At 44.9% G+C, this 16,871-nt stretch carries 15 protein-coding genes and 1 tRNA gene; 7 read left to right on the forward strand and 9 right to left on the reverse strand.

The genetic code is table 11. The features are described 5' to 3' along the window. Nucleotides 1-47: 47 nt before the first annotated feature. Nucleotides 48-123 (reverse strand) — tRNA-Phe (locus tag DLE54_RS00330). A 94-nt stretch (nucleotides 124-217) separates the two neighbouring features. Continuing rightward, on the reverse strand, nucleotides 218-652 hold the full coding sequence (locus DLE54_RS00335; protein WP_110815882.1) for a hypothetical protein: 435 nt from the start codon (nucleotides 650-652) through the stop codon (nucleotides 218-220). Between the two features lie 237 nt (nucleotides 653-889). Between DLE54_RS00335 and hisB the strand changes: the two genes are divergently transcribed. The 4 genes from hisB (at nucleotide 890) to DLE54_RS00360 (ending at nucleotide 3,394) form a co-directional block, all read left to right on the forward strand. Continuing rightward, on the forward strand, nucleotides 890-1,516 hold the full coding sequence (gene hisB, locus DLE54_RS00345) for an imidazoleglycerol-phosphate dehydratase HisB (RefSeq protein WP_110815883.1): 627 nt from the start codon (nucleotides 890-892) through the stop codon (nucleotides 1,514-1,516). A 4-nt stretch (nucleotides 1,517-1,520) separates the two neighbouring features. Next, complete coding sequence (hisH, locus tag DLE54_RS00350; protein ID WP_011959357.1) at nucleotides 1,521-2,156, forward strand: imidazole glycerol phosphate synthase subunit HisH; 636 nt, start codon at nucleotides 1,521-1,523, stop codon at nucleotides 2,154-2,156. Nucleotides 2,157-2,523: 367 nt separating this feature from the next. Next, nucleotides 2,524-2,859: a hypothetical protein gene (locus tag DLE54_RS00355; RefSeq protein WP_227535337.1), complete on the forward strand. Its 336-nt coding sequence runs from the start codon at nucleotides 2,524-2,526 to the stop codon at nucleotides 2,857-2,859. 91 nt (nucleotides 2,860-2,950) lie between these two features. After that, the gene (locus tag DLE54_RS00360; protein ID WP_011959359.1) at nucleotides 2,951-3,394 is read left to right on the forward strand and encodes a PACE efflux transporter; all 444 of its coding nucleotides are present in this window, start codon (nucleotides 2,951-2,953) and stop codon (nucleotides 3,392-3,394) included. A 66-nt stretch (nucleotides 3,395-3,460) separates the two neighbouring features. On the opposite strand, the gene acnA is transcribed toward DLE54_RS00360, so the two are convergent. The 5 genes from acnA to DLE54_RS00385 all read right to left on the reverse strand — a co-directional run bounded on the left by acnA (nucleotide 3,461) and on the right by DLE54_RS00385 (nucleotide 11,807). Beyond that, nucleotides 3,461-6,241: an aconitate hydratase AcnA gene (acnA, locus tag DLE54_RS00365; protein ID WP_110815884.1), complete on the reverse strand. Its 2,781-nt coding sequence runs from the start codon at nucleotides 6,239-6,241 to the stop codon at nucleotides 3,461-3,463. A 507-nt stretch (nucleotides 6,242-6,748) separates the two neighbouring features. Next, nucleotides 6,749-7,108, reverse strand: coding sequence for a DUF1622 domain-containing protein (locus DLE54_RS00370; RefSeq protein ID WP_011959361.1), 360 nt, complete (start codon nucleotides 7,106-7,108; stop codon nucleotides 6,749-6,751). A gap of 89 nt (nucleotides 7,109-7,197) precedes the next feature. Continuing rightward, a complete protein-coding gene (locus tag DLE54_RS00375) occupies nucleotides 7,198-9,054 on the reverse strand; it encodes an amidohydrolase (RefSeq protein WP_110815885.1) in 1,857 nt (618 codons plus the stop codon). Between the two features lie 282 nt (nucleotides 9,055-9,336). Further along, a complete protein-coding gene (locus tag DLE54_RS00380; protein WP_011959363.1) occupies nucleotides 9,337-10,407 on the reverse strand; it encodes a Cj0069 family protein in 1,071 nt (356 codons plus the stop codon). Between the two features lie 506 nt (nucleotides 10,408-10,913). Next, complete coding sequence (locus DLE54_RS00385) at nucleotides 10,914-11,807, reverse strand: alpha/beta fold hydrolase (protein WP_110815886.1); 894 nt, start codon at nucleotides 11,805-11,807, stop codon at nucleotides 10,914-10,916. A gap of 270 nt (nucleotides 11,808-12,077) precedes the next feature. Here DLE54_RS00385 and DLE54_RS00390 point away from each other — a divergent pair, with 270 nt between their 5' ends. From DLE54_RS00390 to DLE54_RS00400, 3 genes are all read left to right on the forward strand, one after another. Beyond that, entirely contained in the window at nucleotides 12,078-13,682 is a 1,605-nt protein-coding gene (locus DLE54_RS00390) for a GMC oxidoreductase (RefSeq protein WP_110815887.1), read from the forward strand. A gap of 22 nt (nucleotides 13,683-13,704) precedes the next feature. Next, nucleotides 13,705-14,724, forward strand: a complete 1,020-nt coding sequence (locus tag DLE54_RS00395; RefSeq protein ID WP_110817254.1) for a lipoate--protein ligase — start codon at nucleotides 13,705-13,707, stop codon at nucleotides 14,722-14,724. A 118-nt stretch (nucleotides 14,725-14,842) separates the two neighbouring features. Further along, nucleotides 14,843-15,226 (forward strand): hypothetical protein, encoded by a 384-nt coding sequence (locus DLE54_RS00400; protein ID WP_011959367.1) that lies wholly within the window; start codon nucleotides 14,843-14,845, stop codon nucleotides 15,224-15,226. A 239-nt stretch (nucleotides 15,227-15,465) separates the two neighbouring features. On the opposite strand, the gene DLE54_RS00405 is transcribed toward DLE54_RS00400, so the two are convergent. Together DLE54_RS00405 and DLE54_RS00410 are read right to left on the reverse strand one after the other, a co-directional pair. After that, complete coding sequence (locus tag DLE54_RS00405) at nucleotides 15,466-16,056, reverse strand: cytochrome b (protein ID WP_110815888.1); 591 nt, start codon at nucleotides 16,054-16,056, stop codon at nucleotides 15,466-15,468. Between the two features lie 368 nt (nucleotides 16,057-16,424). Continuing rightward, complete coding sequence (locus DLE54_RS00410; protein WP_162617726.1) at nucleotides 16,425-16,862, reverse strand: hypothetical protein; 438 nt, start codon at nucleotides 16,860-16,862, stop codon at nucleotides 16,425-16,427. Nucleotides 16,863-16,871: the final 9 nt, after the last annotated feature.

The raw sequence follows: 16,871 nt of genomic DNA on the forward strand, positions 1-16,871 counted from the left end.
GTAGCTTGAGGGTTAATTATGCTGTAAAGCAGTATTCGGTATAAAGATGGTGGCTCGAGGCAGAATCGAACTGCCGACACAAGGATTTTCAATCCTTTGCTCTACCAACTGAGCTATCGAGCCGTCTTTATGAGGTCGCTATTAAACTAAATATTCGATGGTCTGTCAACCCTTTTTTGATAAATAATTTGAAATATATCAAAAAAAAGCGATTTATTTATGATTTTACCCGAATTAGCTCATATTCAGTCATAATTTTATGAATTTGAGTGTCGGCGGGCATAAATTGACGCACCCCTTTTTTGGTTTCCTTATCATAAACCAATTTAATGAATTTTGCATCAATGCCGCGATTAATATTTTCAGGGTGCAGTGCCAGATACTGCAGACGCTTGGTATCGGTCTGACCATCATCGAAGCAGCCGACCACGGCAATTGGCTTGTCATTAAACATGCCGACATACATCACATTGCCGCGCTTAAAGGCTTTTTCGAATAAAGTCATGACCGCTTCGCTGTCTGCTAAATCGCCCAAATTGGCATTTTGTGCTTCATATAGCTTGGCAATACGCTCGCGCAGCTCGCCGTCATGCTTGGTTTCACGCATTAAAGGTGCATCAAAGGAGTTAATCGCAACGGCTTCTAGTGGCATGTCAGTCATCCAAAGGTTAGTCAAATTAAGAAATAAAGGGTTTGATTTTGATAAAGATCTTCATTGGGCCTTTATCTATAAGGCTATTTTAGCAAACATTACTTATGGGTATGGGCCAAATAGAGTTTTGCTATGGTTTAAAGGTAAGGCGTTTGCTATCATCAAGATATCCTATATTCCCTGACGCTATTTGGCGACTGTTTCTTCGTTATTATTTTATTAGTGAGCCTATTTGCCATGACTACTGAAATCCACTCAAACCCAGCCAACCGTCCGAATCGTATAGCCAGTGTTGAGCGTAATACCGCTGAGACTCAAGTCAGCGTCACTGTCAATCTTGATGGGACAGGCCAAGGTAAAATCGATACTGGTGTGCCATTTTTGGACCATATGCTAGACCAAATCAAGCGTCATGGTCTATTTGACTTAGACATCACCTGTAAAGGCGATACTTACATTGATGATCACCACAGCGTCGAGGACACCGGCATTACTTTGGGTCAAGCTTTTGCCAAAGCGTTGGGCGACAAAAAGGGCATTCGTCGTTATGGCCACTTTTATGCGCCATTAGATGAGTCATTAACCCGTGCGGTGGTAGATATTTCTGGTCGTCCAGGGCTGCACATGGACATTCCTTTTACCCGCTCGCACGTTGGTAATTTTGATGTGGATTTATTCAGCGAATTCTTTTTTGGCTTTGTTAACCATGCGTGGATGACAGTGCACTTAGACAACCTTAAGGGTAAAAATAGCCATCACCAGATTGAGTGTACTTTTAAGGCCTTTGCTCGTGCGCTGCGTATGGCTTGTGAGTATGATGAGCGTGCGCTAAACACGCTACCTTCTACCAAAGAGGCATTGTAACTATATGACCAAAATTGCATTGTTAGACTATGGCATGGGCAACCTCCACTCTGCCAGCAAAGCGTTGGCTGCGGTGGGGGCTGAGGTATCTATTACCAATGATCCAAACATCATCCGTGCAGCAGACAAAATCGTCTTTCCAGGCGTGGGGGCAATGCGCGACTGTATGGCACAGATGCGTGAGCAAGGGATTGATGAGGTGGTCAAAGAAGCGGCCTTTAATAAGCCGGTGATGGCAATTTGTGTCGGCATGCAAGCGCTGTTTACGGAGTCGCTTGAGTTTGAGCATACCGAGTGTTTGGATATCCTGCAAGGTCAGGTAAAACAGTTTGACCCTAGCTGGATTGACCCAAAAGGCGAGACCATTAAGATTCCTCATATGGGCTGGAATACCATTGAAGGCATGGATTTGAGTCATCCGCTGTGGCAAGGTATTGATGAGCATGCGCATTTTTATTTCGTACACAGCTATTACTGCGCCCCAGAAGATAACTCTGTGGTGGCGGCGGTGTGTGATTATGGTCAGCCGTTTTGTGCCAGCGTGTTAAAAGACAATCTGTTTGCGACCCAGTTTCACCCAGAAAAAAGCCACAATGATGGGCTACAACTGCTAAAAAACTTCGTTGAATGGAACATCTAACCGAACTGGCAACATGACAAGGCCAATAACAAGGCCAATAGCAATCAGGCTCGCAGCTAAAAAGACAGCAGCTAAAAAAACAGCCACAAACTAGCAAAATAGCAAAATAGCAAAATACCCATCGGCTTTACGGCAGTGGGTATTTTTTTGTATAAAAATACTGGTATAAAATACTTAGCTATCAAGCTTACTTGCCGACATAGAAAATCCCAACAAATCATAACCCATCTTGTGGGTCGCTGCCTTATACTAATCGACTTCATTATTATTCCCCTTCAAGGCCATAGGGCACATGGCCGAGTCTTGAAGAAGACTTTTGCGCTATAAAGAGAGCTTGGCAAAAGTGAGGCAACTTTTGGACGATAACGTGATCGATTTTCAACAATTTAAAATAAAAGTGATTGAGCTTACCGGACTTGAGAGAGATGCGCTGCATATCTATGTGGGGATCGGCGTGTTTTTAATAACCTTGATGCTGACCCGAAAATGGGTCAGGTATCACCGCACTCGGCTGAAGCTAGCACTACTTGTGGCCATAGCGTTTGCACTGATGGGTGAGTTTTTGGACTTAAGGCACAGTTATCCCAATCTATCGGGCGATATTTTGGCAGCCAGTATCCATGATATTATCAATACCTGTTTTTGGCCGCTGATGCTGTATGTGATTAATCGCTGGACCCCTTTATTTAACAAAGACGACTGATACTATCAATCGCAACTACTCTCAACCATAAGCCGCTGTCGGCTTAACCCAAAAGTTTTTAGAATAAAATGATGCGCCATAAAGGATAAAAATGACAAGTGCGGTACAACCTGAACAAAAAATGCGTAGCAGAAATGACAGAATCCGTCATGCCCTAGGCTTTGAGATTCTAGGGCTGATGCTGTTTGCCCCTTTGGGGAGCTGGGTGTTTGGCTATGAGCTGCATACCATGGGGGTTATCGCTGTGGCGGCCTCTATTGTTGCCACAGTTTGGAACTACTTTTATAACATATTATTCGATAATGCCATGGTTAAGCTGCGCGGCAGTGTCCACAAAACCCTCCTTATTCGCATCTTACATGCGCTGTTGTTTGAGGGCGGACTGTTGTTATTGTTTATGCCGATCATTGCTTGGTATTTGGGTATCACCTTATGGGAGGCCTTCATTATGGATATCGCAATGGCGCTGTTTTATTTGGTTTATGCCTTTTTTTATAACATTGCTTATGACAAAGTATTTCCTATTGATCGCTAAATAAAAATGCCCGACCAATTGGCCGGGCATTTTTATTCACACTAAGATCAATACAAGATTAAGCCATTAGGCTTGGTTTTCTGCTGCCAGTTGACGCAGTACATAGTGTAATACACCGCCATGACGCACATATTCACGCTCTTTTGGCGTCTGCAGCATCACATTGACTTCAAAGCTCTCAGAGCTACCATCAGCGCGTGTGGCAGTAACGGTGGCGGTTCTGCTTTCACCATTTTCAAGCCCTGTGATGCTGAGCACCTCTGAGCCATCTAAGTTATAAGTGTCTGCATTTTCGCCTTTTTTGAAGGTTAAAGGCAGCACACCCATACCCACTAGGTTTGAGCGGTGAATACGCTCAAATGAGCTGGTCAATACCGCTTTTACCCCAAGCAAAATAGTACCTTTAGCAGCCCAGTCACGGCTAGAGCCTGACCCGTATTCTTCACCACCTAAGACCACCAAAGGACGTTTGTCTTCTTTGTACTTCATCGCCGCATCATAGATGGCCATCTCTTCACCCTGTTCTAAGGTGGCCTTATCACCGCTGAAGTAATAAGTGTAGCCGCCTTCTTTACCGCCCATCATTTTGTTTTTGATACGGATATTGGCAAAAGTACCTCGAGTCATGACCGCATCATTACCACGGCGTGAGCCATAGCTGTTGAAGTCTGCTTGCAGTACGCCGCGCTGTTGTAAGTATTTACCCGCTGGTGAATTAGGATCGATATTGCCCGCAGGTGAGATGTGGTCTGTGGTGATTGAGTTGCCAAACAGACCCAAAATACGCGCGCCTGTGATGTCTTTAATGCCTTCAGGCTCCATGGTCATGTCCTCGAAGAACGGTGGGTTCTTGATGTAGGTTGACTCATCGCTCCAAGGATATAGCTGACTATCGGCTGAGCTTATGGCGTTCCAAGCCTCACTACCGTTAAATACTTCGCCATAGTTCTTGCGGAACATCTCAGCATCAATGTTATTGGCAATCAGCTCGTTAATCTCAGCTGAGGTCGGCCAGATGTCTTTTAAGAACACATCATTGCCTTCTTGGTCTTGACCTAGAGGCTGTGTGGTCAAGTCAATATCAACCGTACCTGCTAGGGCGTAAGCCACTACTAACGGTGGAGAAGCCAAATAGCTGGCTTTGACATGCGAGTGGATACGACCCTCAAAGTTACGGTTACCCGATAACACTGCAGCGGCCACTAGGTTGTTCTCTTCAATGCCTTTTTCAACCGCTTCTAAAAGTGGGCCTGAGTTACCGATACAGGTGGTACAACCATAGCCGACTAAGTAGAAGCCGGTTTTTTCAAGCTCATCCATCAGTTTGGTTTTTTCTAGATAATCAGTGACCACTTTTGAGCCTGGAGCCAAAGAGGTTTTTACCCAAGGCTTGGCTTTTAGACCTTTGGCCGCTGCCTTTTTGGCCACCAGACCAGCACCAATCATAACCGCAGGGTTTGAGGTGTTGGTACAAGAGGTAATGGCAGCGATAACCAAGGAGCCATCATGTAGCTGATGAGTCTTGTTATCGATATCAATGCTTGAGAACACCTTCGGTTTGGCAGACAGACGCTCAGCCTGCTCTTGCTCACCGCCTTCTTCATCAAAGCGTACTTTGCCTTCTTTTTCTGAGGCGCGATCTTTTGTCATGGCATGCAGCGTTTCGCCAAATTTTTGATGCATATCTGCCAAGTTGATGCGCTGCTGTGGTAGGTTTGGACCGGCCAGTGCAGGCTGTACAGTAGATAAGTCTAGATGTAGGTTACTTGAGTAAGTGGCCGCTGGGGTATCGGCATCGTGCCACAACCCTTGCGCTTTAGCATACTGCTCTACCAGCTCAATTTGTGCTTCATCACGGCCTGATAGGCGCAGATAGTCAATGGCCATCTGGTCAATAGGGAAGATACCACAAGTGGCACCGTACTCTGGCGCCATGTTGGCAATCGTTGCACGATCCGCCAGCGGCATGCTGTGTAAGCCCTCGCCATAGAACTCAACGAATTTACCAACCACACCATGTGCCCGCAGCATTTCGACCACACGCAGTACCAAGTCAGTGGCGGTAACCCCTTCTTGTAGCTTGCCTGTCATCTCAAAGCCAACCACTTGCGGGATCAGCATAGAGGAGGGCTGTCCGAGCATCGCAGCTTCCGCCTCAATACCGCCCACACCCCAGCCCAGCACGCCAATACCGTTAATCATAGTGGTGTGGCTATCGGTACCAAAGACAGTATCTGGATAAGCGGTGAGCTCACCGTTTTGTTCACTGGCCATCACCACACGTGCTAAATACTCAAGGTTTACTTGGTGCACAATACCGGTGGCTGGTGGGACAACTACGAAGTTTTCAAAGGCGTTTTTGCCCCAGTGCAAAAACTCATAGCGCTCATTGTTGCGTTTAAATTCGATTTTCTCGTTTAAATCCAATGAGTCTTCACGGCCGTAGACATCGACTTGTACCGAATGGTCAACGACCAGTTCACTGGGAATAAAAGGGTTGATTTGATCGGCTTTACCGCCAAGCTTGACGACCGCATCACGCATGGCTGCCAAGTCTACAACAGAGGGCACGCCCGTAAAGTCTTGTAGCACTACACGCGCGGGCATAAAGGCAATCTCTTTTGAGGCCTCAGCGCCTGCGTCCCAGTTGGCGACTGCTTCAATATGGTTCTCACCCACAGACTGTCCACCATCTTCATTGCGCAGCAGGTTCTCTAACACCACTTTCATGCTGTAAGGCAGACGGTTAATATTGGGGTATTTTTCAGCCAGTTTGGGTAGGCTATAGTAGGCATGGTCTTTGCCAGCGACAGTTAAGCTGTCTTTGACGTTAAAAATATCACTCATGATGGCTTCCTTTTCTAGTTATTAACTTTTTTATAGTATTAAGTCATTGATAGGTAAGGTGGCTAACTGCGTACTCTTCTGTGAGTCGTGTTGGGCTATTCCTTAGCCGAAGTTTTTTAAGCTTCACTTATAAGGCCTTAGATAAGCTTATAAGCGTTAAATAATAGTGAGCTTGTGACGTATTTATCATAAAAGTGGCTGTGATGCCTGTGATAAAGTGATACCTATGATAAGTATGACGACAAGCGGTTAGTAATAAGTGGCTTTTTTTTTGCCATTTATCACTTCTAATAACATAACAAATTTAGCGACAGTTATTAAGACCTACAGCGTTGTGTCAACGTGGTGAAATCGTAACAAATACTGCCAAAGCCGACCCGAGCCTACGCATTAGCGATGATCAAGTCACCATCAATAGTGTAGATCGCTATTAGGTGGAGGCTTAGTTGCGATTATGACTATTAAAATCAACTAATGAAACCAAGCTATGGGGGAGAGTAGCCTACGCTACTCTTTATCTTGCGGGGTGTTTTTATGTTGCCAAGGAAAGCGGCCTTCTAATTCTACTTGTAAAGACAGGCTCAAAAAGGTGCGAATGATGACAATCACCCCTAATACCACCACACTGCGCAAGGTTGGTTCGGTAACCACAGTGGCCATAATATCAGCGGCAATAAGCACCTCTAAGCCCAATAAGATGGATTTACCCACCCCTTGACGAACGCCTAGATAAGTGTCATGACTGAACTTGTTCGAAGAGATGGCTGCCTTATAAAAAGCCAATATCAGCCCAATAAACATGATCATGACACCGATAAACTCAACTATCTTAGCAATAAGGTCAATTGATTCTATTAAATACGGCATTTGATTTCTCTCCTGCAAGTTCAATGTGACGAGCTAAAAATCGGCCTACGCGGTAGACCGACTTTAGTCATCAATTGGAGGGTTATCTGCTACTTAGCCACAGGCTTCTGCGCATTGTGATAGCCGCCATAGTATTTAACAGGAGACCAGCTAGGAATGACTGCTGGTAACTGCGGATCTAATTTATTATATTCGCCAGCGCCATATGCTATTTTGCCACCTACCACAGTTAATACCGACTCAATACCCTTAATTTTTTCTTCTGGTACTGTAAAGTAATCGTCAGAGAGCAGAACGAAATCTGCATATTTACCCGGTTCTAGGCTACCTTTGACGTCCTCTTCATTTGAGAACCAAGCACTGCCACTGGTGTACACCTCTAGCGCATCGTCTCTGTCTAATAGGTTGTCTTTGTCATACAGCTTCATGCCACCGACTGTCTTACCTGTCGTCATCCAATATAGAGATATCCATGGGTTATAACTGGCGACGCGAGTCCCATCTGTTCCTGAGCCTAATGGAATGCCCATGTCATAGATTTTCTTAAATGGCGGGGTAGTCTTAGCCGCTTGTGCACCATAACGCTCAACAAAATACTCGCCTGCATACGCCATGCGGTCTTGTACCGAAACACCACCATTCAAGCGCTTGATTTCACGTAGGGTTTCGTCAGTAATGGTCTCGCCATGGTCAATTGCCCAGCGCATCTCATTTTTGATTTTGCCGTTATTTTCACGGTCAATCTCATCAACCAAATCAACGATCAGCTTGGTATTCTCGCCATAAGTAGAATGCTGTCTAAATGGCCAGCCTTTATCAACATGCATTTGGATGATTTCTTTGGTGGCTTCACGCCAGCCTTTATTGTCTTTAATCAACGGCTTATCGGCTAAGAAGTTTTCAAAGTCTCCAGCGGCCCACGTCATATATTCCCCGCCACCTTTTAACTCATAGCCATGGTCGTGGGCGATATCTTCATTCACAGATGCTTTATTATTGGCCATCCATTTTTCAAAGGCTTGTTTTTCTTCACCTGCTTTTTGTGGGAACAAATAGTAAGAGATGCGTAACGACGAGTCACCACTGGTGGCCAATGCTTTTGACGCTTCATAGTCATCTGGGAAAGTATGACCACCGCCGCCTGCATCAATGGCACTGGTCAGACCAAAGCGGTTTAACTCATGATGAAAGTGCTTGGTAGAGTTGATCATCTCTTCTTCAGACAGCTGTGGCATTTTACCGATCACCTGATATAGAATCATCGCATTCGGTTCTGCCAATAGCACCCCAGTTGGATCACCGTTGGCATCTTTTTCATAGCGGCTGTCATTATTTGGTGGTTGCGTATTGCGGTCGATATTTAACGCCTTCATACCCGCTTTGTTCAGCCAGCCTCGGCTGTATAAATATAAGACGAAAGCAGGTGTATCACCCGTGGCTTCATTGATCTCTTCAATGGTTGGCATTCGCTTTTCTTCGAATTGATACGGTGACCAGCCCCCAATAACTCGAACCCATTGTCCCTTAGGCGTACGCTCTGCTTGCTCTTTTAGCATACGCAGTGCTTCTTTTAATGAGGTCACCCCATCCCAGCGTAGCTCAGAGTTATAAAAACGGCCGCCACGAGTAATATGTAGGTGAGAGTCGTTTAGACCAGGGATTAAGGTTCTGCCATGACCATCAATAACTTGAGTATGCGCATCTCTTAGACGTAAAATCTCAGCAGCGCTACCGGTACGCAGCACTTTACCGTCTTTTACGGCAATGGCTTCAGCCGTAGTGCGCTTGTCATCCATGACGGCCACTTTGGCATTAGTGACAATCATATCAGCAGATTGCAGCGTATTATATGAGCCTTGCGGTGTGCTCTGAGTGGCGCAAGCGGATAAAACGCTGGCCGCCCCCGCAAACAATATTAAGTTCTTCTTTTTAAAGTTATTGTTCATAGCTGTCCCTTAATTTTAATGATAACAATGGTCATATTTAATGATAACAATGGTCATAAATTTAGAAAAAAACCAGTAGCAAAAGGCAGTTTAACATAGGAAATTGGCGCAAATAGCGGTTAGTAAACTTTTATAAACAACAGAAACAAAACTTCACACTGTTAATTTAATATTTATTTAACCATTTTTAAATGAAGTTATGCTTCATAAATTACAAAATCGGACACAAAAAAAGACCGCTACTGAGAGTAACGGCCTTTTAGAAATAAAGGGTGGGAGTGATTAGATGGTGAAGGCTGGGAAGCGGCTGTTAATCACACTTTCAGCTTCAATCAAATTCATAATCTCATCCGCAATATTCTCCGATAGCTCTAAATGGGTGCTAAAACCGACACAAGAGGAGTTAATTTCCCCCAGTACATAGACGTCTTTGCCCTCGGCATCTGTATCAAGAATAAAGTCAGCAGTCCACAGCAGCGGTAAAGCATAACCACCTAAGCGTGACTGTAGCATGGGAATGCTCGACTCCACCGTATCTACCATTTCCTGCCACTGCTCAGGCTTATCATAACGATAGGTGGCGCCTGAGAATAAAGTGGCGGAGAAGGCATCGGCAGATTGATCCGGTTTTTTGTGCACGATAGAGACCGCTTTATCACGCAGCATCAGGACACGAATCTCTCCCTCTTTGATGCGCGGTAAAAAGGGCATGTCCAAGATTAGACCACTGTCGCCCTCTAAATACTGATAACAAAACTCGATGAATTCACCCAAGGTTTTTTCTTCAGTATGATTATCCCGAGCTTCGGTGAGCTTTAACAGCGCATCTTCAGGGATCTCTGCCAAGTCTTTGTATTTTTTTGGGTCTTTTAACTGCACGCGCCAAATGCCTTCACCGGTTGAGCCGCGGTTTTGCTTTAGCACACGCTCACCCCGTGCCAAAGTCTGGGGGAATTGGTGCTTTAGTGCATCATAGTCATAATAGCAGTACACATCTTCTGGAACCAAAGAGGTGCCTTTTAGACGCTCAACCACATTTTTTGCGCCATAATTAATCATCACATCAGGATGCGGTAAGCCTTTGACTCCCTGATGCACCAATTCACGTAGCATTTGAAAATAACCGGTTTCATCTTTGAGGTTGCCTGGATTAATTCGGCTCACATAAGCATCGGCTTTATCAATGGTATAGCGATAGATTTCACCACGATTTTCATCACTATAAAAAATAACCTCGGCGCTCCAGCCGCGGGCTTTTAAGGACTCAATAATAGGGTAAGTATCACGGCGATAGCCATATTTGCTTTTGTCAGAGCCGCCACGGGCCTCAAAAATAACGACGTGTTTTTTCATATAAAAATCTCTTCAAAGCCAACTGCTGGATTGAGGAATCTACATTTAATGTAGGCCACTTAAGTCACCTGCAGTGGGATAAATAAGCTAATAAATAAGGGTGCCACGTCACTGTGGCGAAGATTGTAACGCTCAAAATTAAGGAGTTATCGCGTATAGAGGTCTAACAAGAAGGTGGTTCGAGGGTTTGATTTTAGAACGCGCAAGTCTATAGATAAGTTGTATAGAAAACAATACAAAATAGCAAATATTTTTAGATTTTTTTCACAGTCAATATATGATCTGCTACCGCATAACCCGCCTACTGCCGATACTGCCTAAGCGTAATACAGTGATGTGAAGCTGTGATGACAATGAGCACTATCGGTAGGGGCATACCGATTAAAAAAACTGAGATTTTGCCGCCCTTTTCGCTCCTATCCATTTAAGTGATAAATAGCCTATTTAAGTGATAAACAGCCTATTTAAGTGATAAATAGCGAAAAATGAGCGGCTTATGTGCTGACTTAGTTATTAAGTGATGGGGAGTGATGTGCTGCCAGATAATCACGCATTAGGCCATTAAATTCATCGGCACGGCCAATATGGGGCCAGTGACCGGCGTCTTTATAAAAATGGGCATCGGCAGTTGCAATCGCCTCAAGCAGCTCAAGGCTCCGCGCGACAGGCACAACTTTATCGTCTCGGCCATGCACCAAAAGCACCGGTAGAGACAGCTGAGCCAATGCGTCTAAATCCAGTGGTAAGACTTCCCGGTCCCGATCACGCGCTGCCATAAGGTAGGGGCGCAGACCGAGCTTGGCCTCTTTTAGCGCCGCTTGATAGCGCAGATTGACCAAGGTGTCACTGATTATGGCGTCATTACGAATATTTTTTTGTAAGTCTTGCAAAATAAGCTCGGCGGATAGCGGCCCCTTGGGTTTAGGCTGTGCTGCACGGGTATCGGGTTTTGGCTTCTTTGCACCGCCTGTCCCGATAGATATTACCCCGCAAACCCGCTCAGGATGATCAATGGCCAGTTGCAGTGCCACCCAGCCGCCCAGCGAGCTGCCGGCAAGCCAAGCTTTTTCGATATGCAGCGCATCCATCAAGCGTAGGGTATGCTCACCCCATTGACGAATGCCGTAAGCGGTATCGGGCGAAGTATTGGCTGCGCTCAGCGTCTCGCCATAGCCAATAAAGTCAAAGGCAATACAGCGGGCATATTGGCTGATAAAAGGGAGGTTCTGCCACCAAGTAACGGCTGCTGAAGTGCCCATACCTGAGCCATGCATCAATAGCAGGGGGACGCCTTGGCCTTGGTCATAATAGTGGGTAAGCTCATTGGGGGCAGTTTGAGCCCAGTTATCTTCAAGATTAAAAAAAGGATCTGTTTTAAACTCTGGGACAAGAAGCGTCATGATGTGCTCTGGCAACAGTGGGGTAACGGGGTATTTTAGCGCAATTTATGACGGTCGCGGCTGATTTTTTGACACGATGAGCTGATTTTTAGGGTATGGCTGTTCATTCACATAGATGCCCTTGGTGTGCCAACAGCCATAGTTTACATAGATTTTATGGTTCTTATTACCGGATACTTTAGGTTAGCTAAAACTACGTTTGCTATAAAATACAGTAAGTAAATCTTGTTACACTGTGGTTATGAGTAAAAATAAAAAGGGGGCAATTTAATGAAACGACGTAAATTTATTCAATCCATGGGGTTAGGTCTGGGCGCTTCGGCTACTTTAAGTGGTTGCCAGACTTTGGCAAAAACTGCTCAGCCACTATCGGCGCCTCAAGTTCAAGCTGGACATTTTAGTAATATCATTGTGGGCAGTGGCTATGGTGGTGCGGTATCGGCGCTGCGCCTGAGTGAGCAAGGCCACAAGGTACTTATCCTTGAGATGGGTATGCGCTGGGATAGAAGCCCCAACCATGATACCTTTTGTAAAATGATTACTGCTGATGAGCGCTCCAGCTGGTTTAGTCATTGGCCCAATGCCCCCATTCCCATCCCCATTCCTATTAAAAAATATCCTGGGGTGCTCGATTTGATTGAGTATGATGACATGAAGGTGTTTGCAGGTCGGGCCTATGGCGGCGGCTCGATTGTCAATGGAGCGATTGCTATTGAGCCTAGACGGTCACATTTTGAGCAGACCTTTCCTTGGATTGATGCCAATGAAATGTATGACACTTTTTTTCCGCGTGCCATGAAGACCTTAAAGGTCAGTAAAATTCCCGAAGACTTTTTTAATAACTCTGAGCACTATGAATATACGCGCGCCGCTGAGCGTCAGGCTGATAAAGCGGGGCTAACTACGGAGTTTTTTGGCAATAGTTATGACTTTGACTATATGCAAAAAGAGGCAAAAGGGGAGGTGTACCCATCGGCTTTAGGCGGTGAGGTGATCTATGGCAATAATGCAGGCAAGTACTCTTTGGATTTGACCTATCTTAAACAGGCAGAAGCTACCGGTAATGTCAGTGTCAAAACCCTACGTAAAGTTAATAGCATTCAAGCACTTGATAACCATCAGCTAAGACTTGAGGTGCAGGTACTCAATAAAACCGGCGGCATTGATGCCATAGAATATTACACCTGCGATAAATTGTTTTTGAATGCCGGCAGTACCGGCACCTCAGAGCTGCTGCTAAAGAGCCAAGCTCAGGGTAAATTGACTCAGCTTAATGAGCACATTGGGCAGCATTGGGGGCCCAATGGTAATATCATGACCGGCCGCAATTTTGTACATGCTGCAGGTAAGATTCAGTCCACCATTCCGGTTAAAGGGATCAACATGTGGGATGGTGATAGAGGTGGATCAAAGTACAAGATATTTGCCGAATTGGCACCGCTGCCGTTGGGTCTTGAGACTTGGACCACCTTGTACTTGGCAATTACCGATAACCCAGAGCGTGGTCATTATTACTATGATAAAGCCTCGCAAAGCGTAAAACTTAATTGGAAACGCTCACAAAATGAGTATTCAGTGAATGCCGCAAAAGAGCTGATTGAAAAATTGGCTCAGGCGAATGGCGGGCGGGTATCAAGCTTACTGTTTAACCAAGGTTTTGGGGACGACTTCTGCTATCATCCGTTAGGTGGCTGTGTGCTTGGCAAGGCCACAGATGAATTGGGCCGTGTCAAAGGCCATCGCAATATATATGTGCAAGACGGGGCGCTTATTCCTGGCAGTGCTGGGGTTAACCCTTATGTCTTTATTACTGGGCTTGCTGAGCGTAATATGGCCTATATCCTTCAACAAGACTTCTCGTCGTCGACCCCTTAAGGAGGGCATTGTGACCTTGCCCATTAAACTTCGTATTTTAAAATCCTCTGTGACCAATCCGTGGTTTAACTTAGCCACCGAAGATTGGATATTCCAAGAGCTAGATGCCCATTCACACATCCTGTTTTTATGGCGCAATAGCGAAACTGTGGTTATCGGCCGCTCACAAAACCCTTGGGTGGAGTGCAAAACCGATAAAATGGCAGAAGATGGGGTGTATTTAGCGCGCCGTCAAAGCGGGGGCGGGGCTGTCTTCCATGATTTGGGCAATACCAACTTCACTTTTTTATCACCCAAAGACGGCTATGATCAGCAGGCCAACTTTGACATCATAATCAATGCACTAAAAAAATTGGGTATTGAGGCCAGCTTATCGGGGCGCAATGATATGCAAGTGGGCGATCGTAAAATCTCAGGCAGTGCCTTTAAGCACGCCACTGACCGCAGCTTTCACCATGGCACACTACTGGTCAATGCCAATATGCAAAAGCTTGGCGATTACCTTAATCCGCATCCGTTAAAGCTGCAAGCCAAAGGCATCAAGTCGGTCCGCTCTCGAGTGGCAAATCTGGTAGAGTTTAATGACAGCATCACTCACGAGTCACTATCACAGGCGATCATTGAGGCGTTTTGTGATTACTATGGCAAAACCGTAGAGATTGAGGAATTAGATGAGGATTCCTTAAAGCAGGAGCCTCATCTTAATAGATACTATGAGCAGATGGCCGACTGGGACTGGCGCTTTGGCAAAACCCCACAATTTAATCACCATATCGAGACCCGCTTTGAGTGGGGCATTATTGATCTGCACTTAGAGGTGGCGCAGGCGATCATGACAGAGGTGGTGATTTTCTCAGATGCCCTCAATGTTGAGCTGATTGAGGCGCTAAAGCAGGCACTGACAGGTGCAAAATACACTGTTGATGCCGTCACATCTAGATTGAATGACTTAAAACAGCAGCCAGCGGCAGGCTCAGAGTCAAGCTGGATAACACAAATCACTGACTTTGAGCAGTGGTTGACGGGGCAAATGGTAACCTAGGTACTGTTTAACTTGCCAATGTTAAACGTAGTTTTACACTTGATAACCTAAAACAAGCCACATCTTTTGTAAGATAGATTAATAAAATGAATCTTATAAAAAACTTAGGAGTGTGGCTGTGTTTGATTTAAAATCATTATTTAAAAAAGAAGTAGAAAAACAATTAACTGACGTTGAAGACTATATTTTTATGCCAGAGCGTATTCAGCTCAAAGTGGACGATGGACAACTTAATTGTGTGCTCAATAGTGATGGCAGCGTAAATATCTTTTATACCAAGCAAGGCGTAACAGATGTTCGAGTTGCCACACGTAAGCATCCTTTGACCTCATTTGAAGCAGAGTTGCAGCATGGTCTATATGATGATGTCATCGAGGATGTGGTCGACATGGTTAATAAAACGGTTGATGGTAAATCAAAATACTTCCGCAGCGCTGTCATATTACCTGCCACGCCATCCCTACAAGCGCCAGAGCCGACGCAAACCAAGACATTTGACTGATAGATAGCACTGATAGATAGACGTTTGATAGATAGCATAGATAGATATGGCAACGGGTGATAGCCGTTGGTGCTAGCAGATGGTGCTAGTATTAGCATAGCCATTTTAATCGCATAAGCTGTCATAAAAAAGCCGATTATTCTTAGGATAATCGGCTTTTTGAGGTATAACACCAAGTCACTGACAGAGCTTGATGGTCCGCAAAAACAGTCAGCAAAAACTGTCCACAAGAACAGCGATTAGTCTTTTCCACGCGTCATCTTGATAATGGTCCGATCTTTTTTGACATAGTGATGATATAGCGCTGCTAAGATATGACCAACGACTAACATCCAGCCCAGCCATTTACCAACAATCTCTTTATGAAGAAAGTCAAATGGTACCTCAAACTCTTCATAAGTTAAATTCCAAGTCGGTTCGATAAAGTCTTGGAACATAGAGGTGCTCTCAAATCTTGGGATAACAAAGAGACCAAAAAACTCCGTATCTACTTTGGCGCCGAGATAACCCGTTAAAGGCATGATAATCATAACCGCATACAAGCCAAAGTGACCCAGATGTGCGCTCAAGTGTGCCAGCTTACTGCCAGGCTCTTCATCAGGCTGAATATTATTTAAACGCCACAATATGCGAAAGATAATCAGCGTACCGACGACCACACCAAATGATAAATGCAACTGTAGTGCCGTCCAGTTAATCGGGGTCTCATCAACCGTAAACCAATGACGAAAATAAACAGCCACATAGGCGCCAATAAAGGCGAACGCCATAATCCAGTGCATCCATTTTGCAATAGATCCATAGTTGTTCCTCGTGTTTCTTAAACTCATAAACCTCCTCCAAATGTACCAATAAGTTTTGAAATTGTAGTTAAGATAACACTGACCAAAATTGCGCATAGCTTACTATGAAATATAACTAAAGTACGGCCTATATTGTTGTAAATATCTTAATATTTTGCCTGGTACATACGCTATTCTTACTAGAAAGTTACCATAGCGGCATCAAGGATATATTGATTTATCCATAAATCATCTAATGCAGATAAAAAGCATCCGTGGATGGTGTTAAGGGGTGCTGGCCTGACAGTCGTCAACTACAAAAAAGCCAAGCAATAAAAAAGCCACCTACATGTTGTCATGTAAGTGGCTTTTTAGTGGTACGATTATAATAAAAGTAGGCTATAAGCTAGAGTAGATTATAGAGTAGGGTTAGCGCCCTCAGGCTCAATATCCATATTTTCGTTGTCTTTTACAATGTCATTGACGCCAACATCAGGTATATCGCCATGCGGGTTTTCCATCTCAGATAGGTCACCTGTCATGGGCTGCTCAGTATCTACGACAGCAGCGCAGTCTTGTTCTTTTTTTTCTGGGTACTGCTCATAGCGGGTATTAAGCACTGTTACCCCTTCTGAAAATGCCTCTAAATATTCGTACTCATCAAGTGAGGTAAAGCCTTCCTCATCAACGCCTCGATTTTGACGTGCCTCATATTCTGCTTGGTCAATCTGACCACATGCCAATAGCTTTTTGGTTTCCATACCATAATCAATCATCGCTTGACGCTCTGCGTCATCATCACGGGCAGTCACCGACTCTGTAGTGGCCTCCATCGCCACGCCATCTTCACTCACGCCTTGATC

Origin of the sequence: Psychrobacter sp. YP14 (assembly GCF_003209315.1) — a bacterium.
Classification (GTDB): Bacteria; Pseudomonadota; Gammaproteobacteria; order Pseudomonadales; family Moraxellaceae; genus Psychrobacter; species Psychrobacter raelei.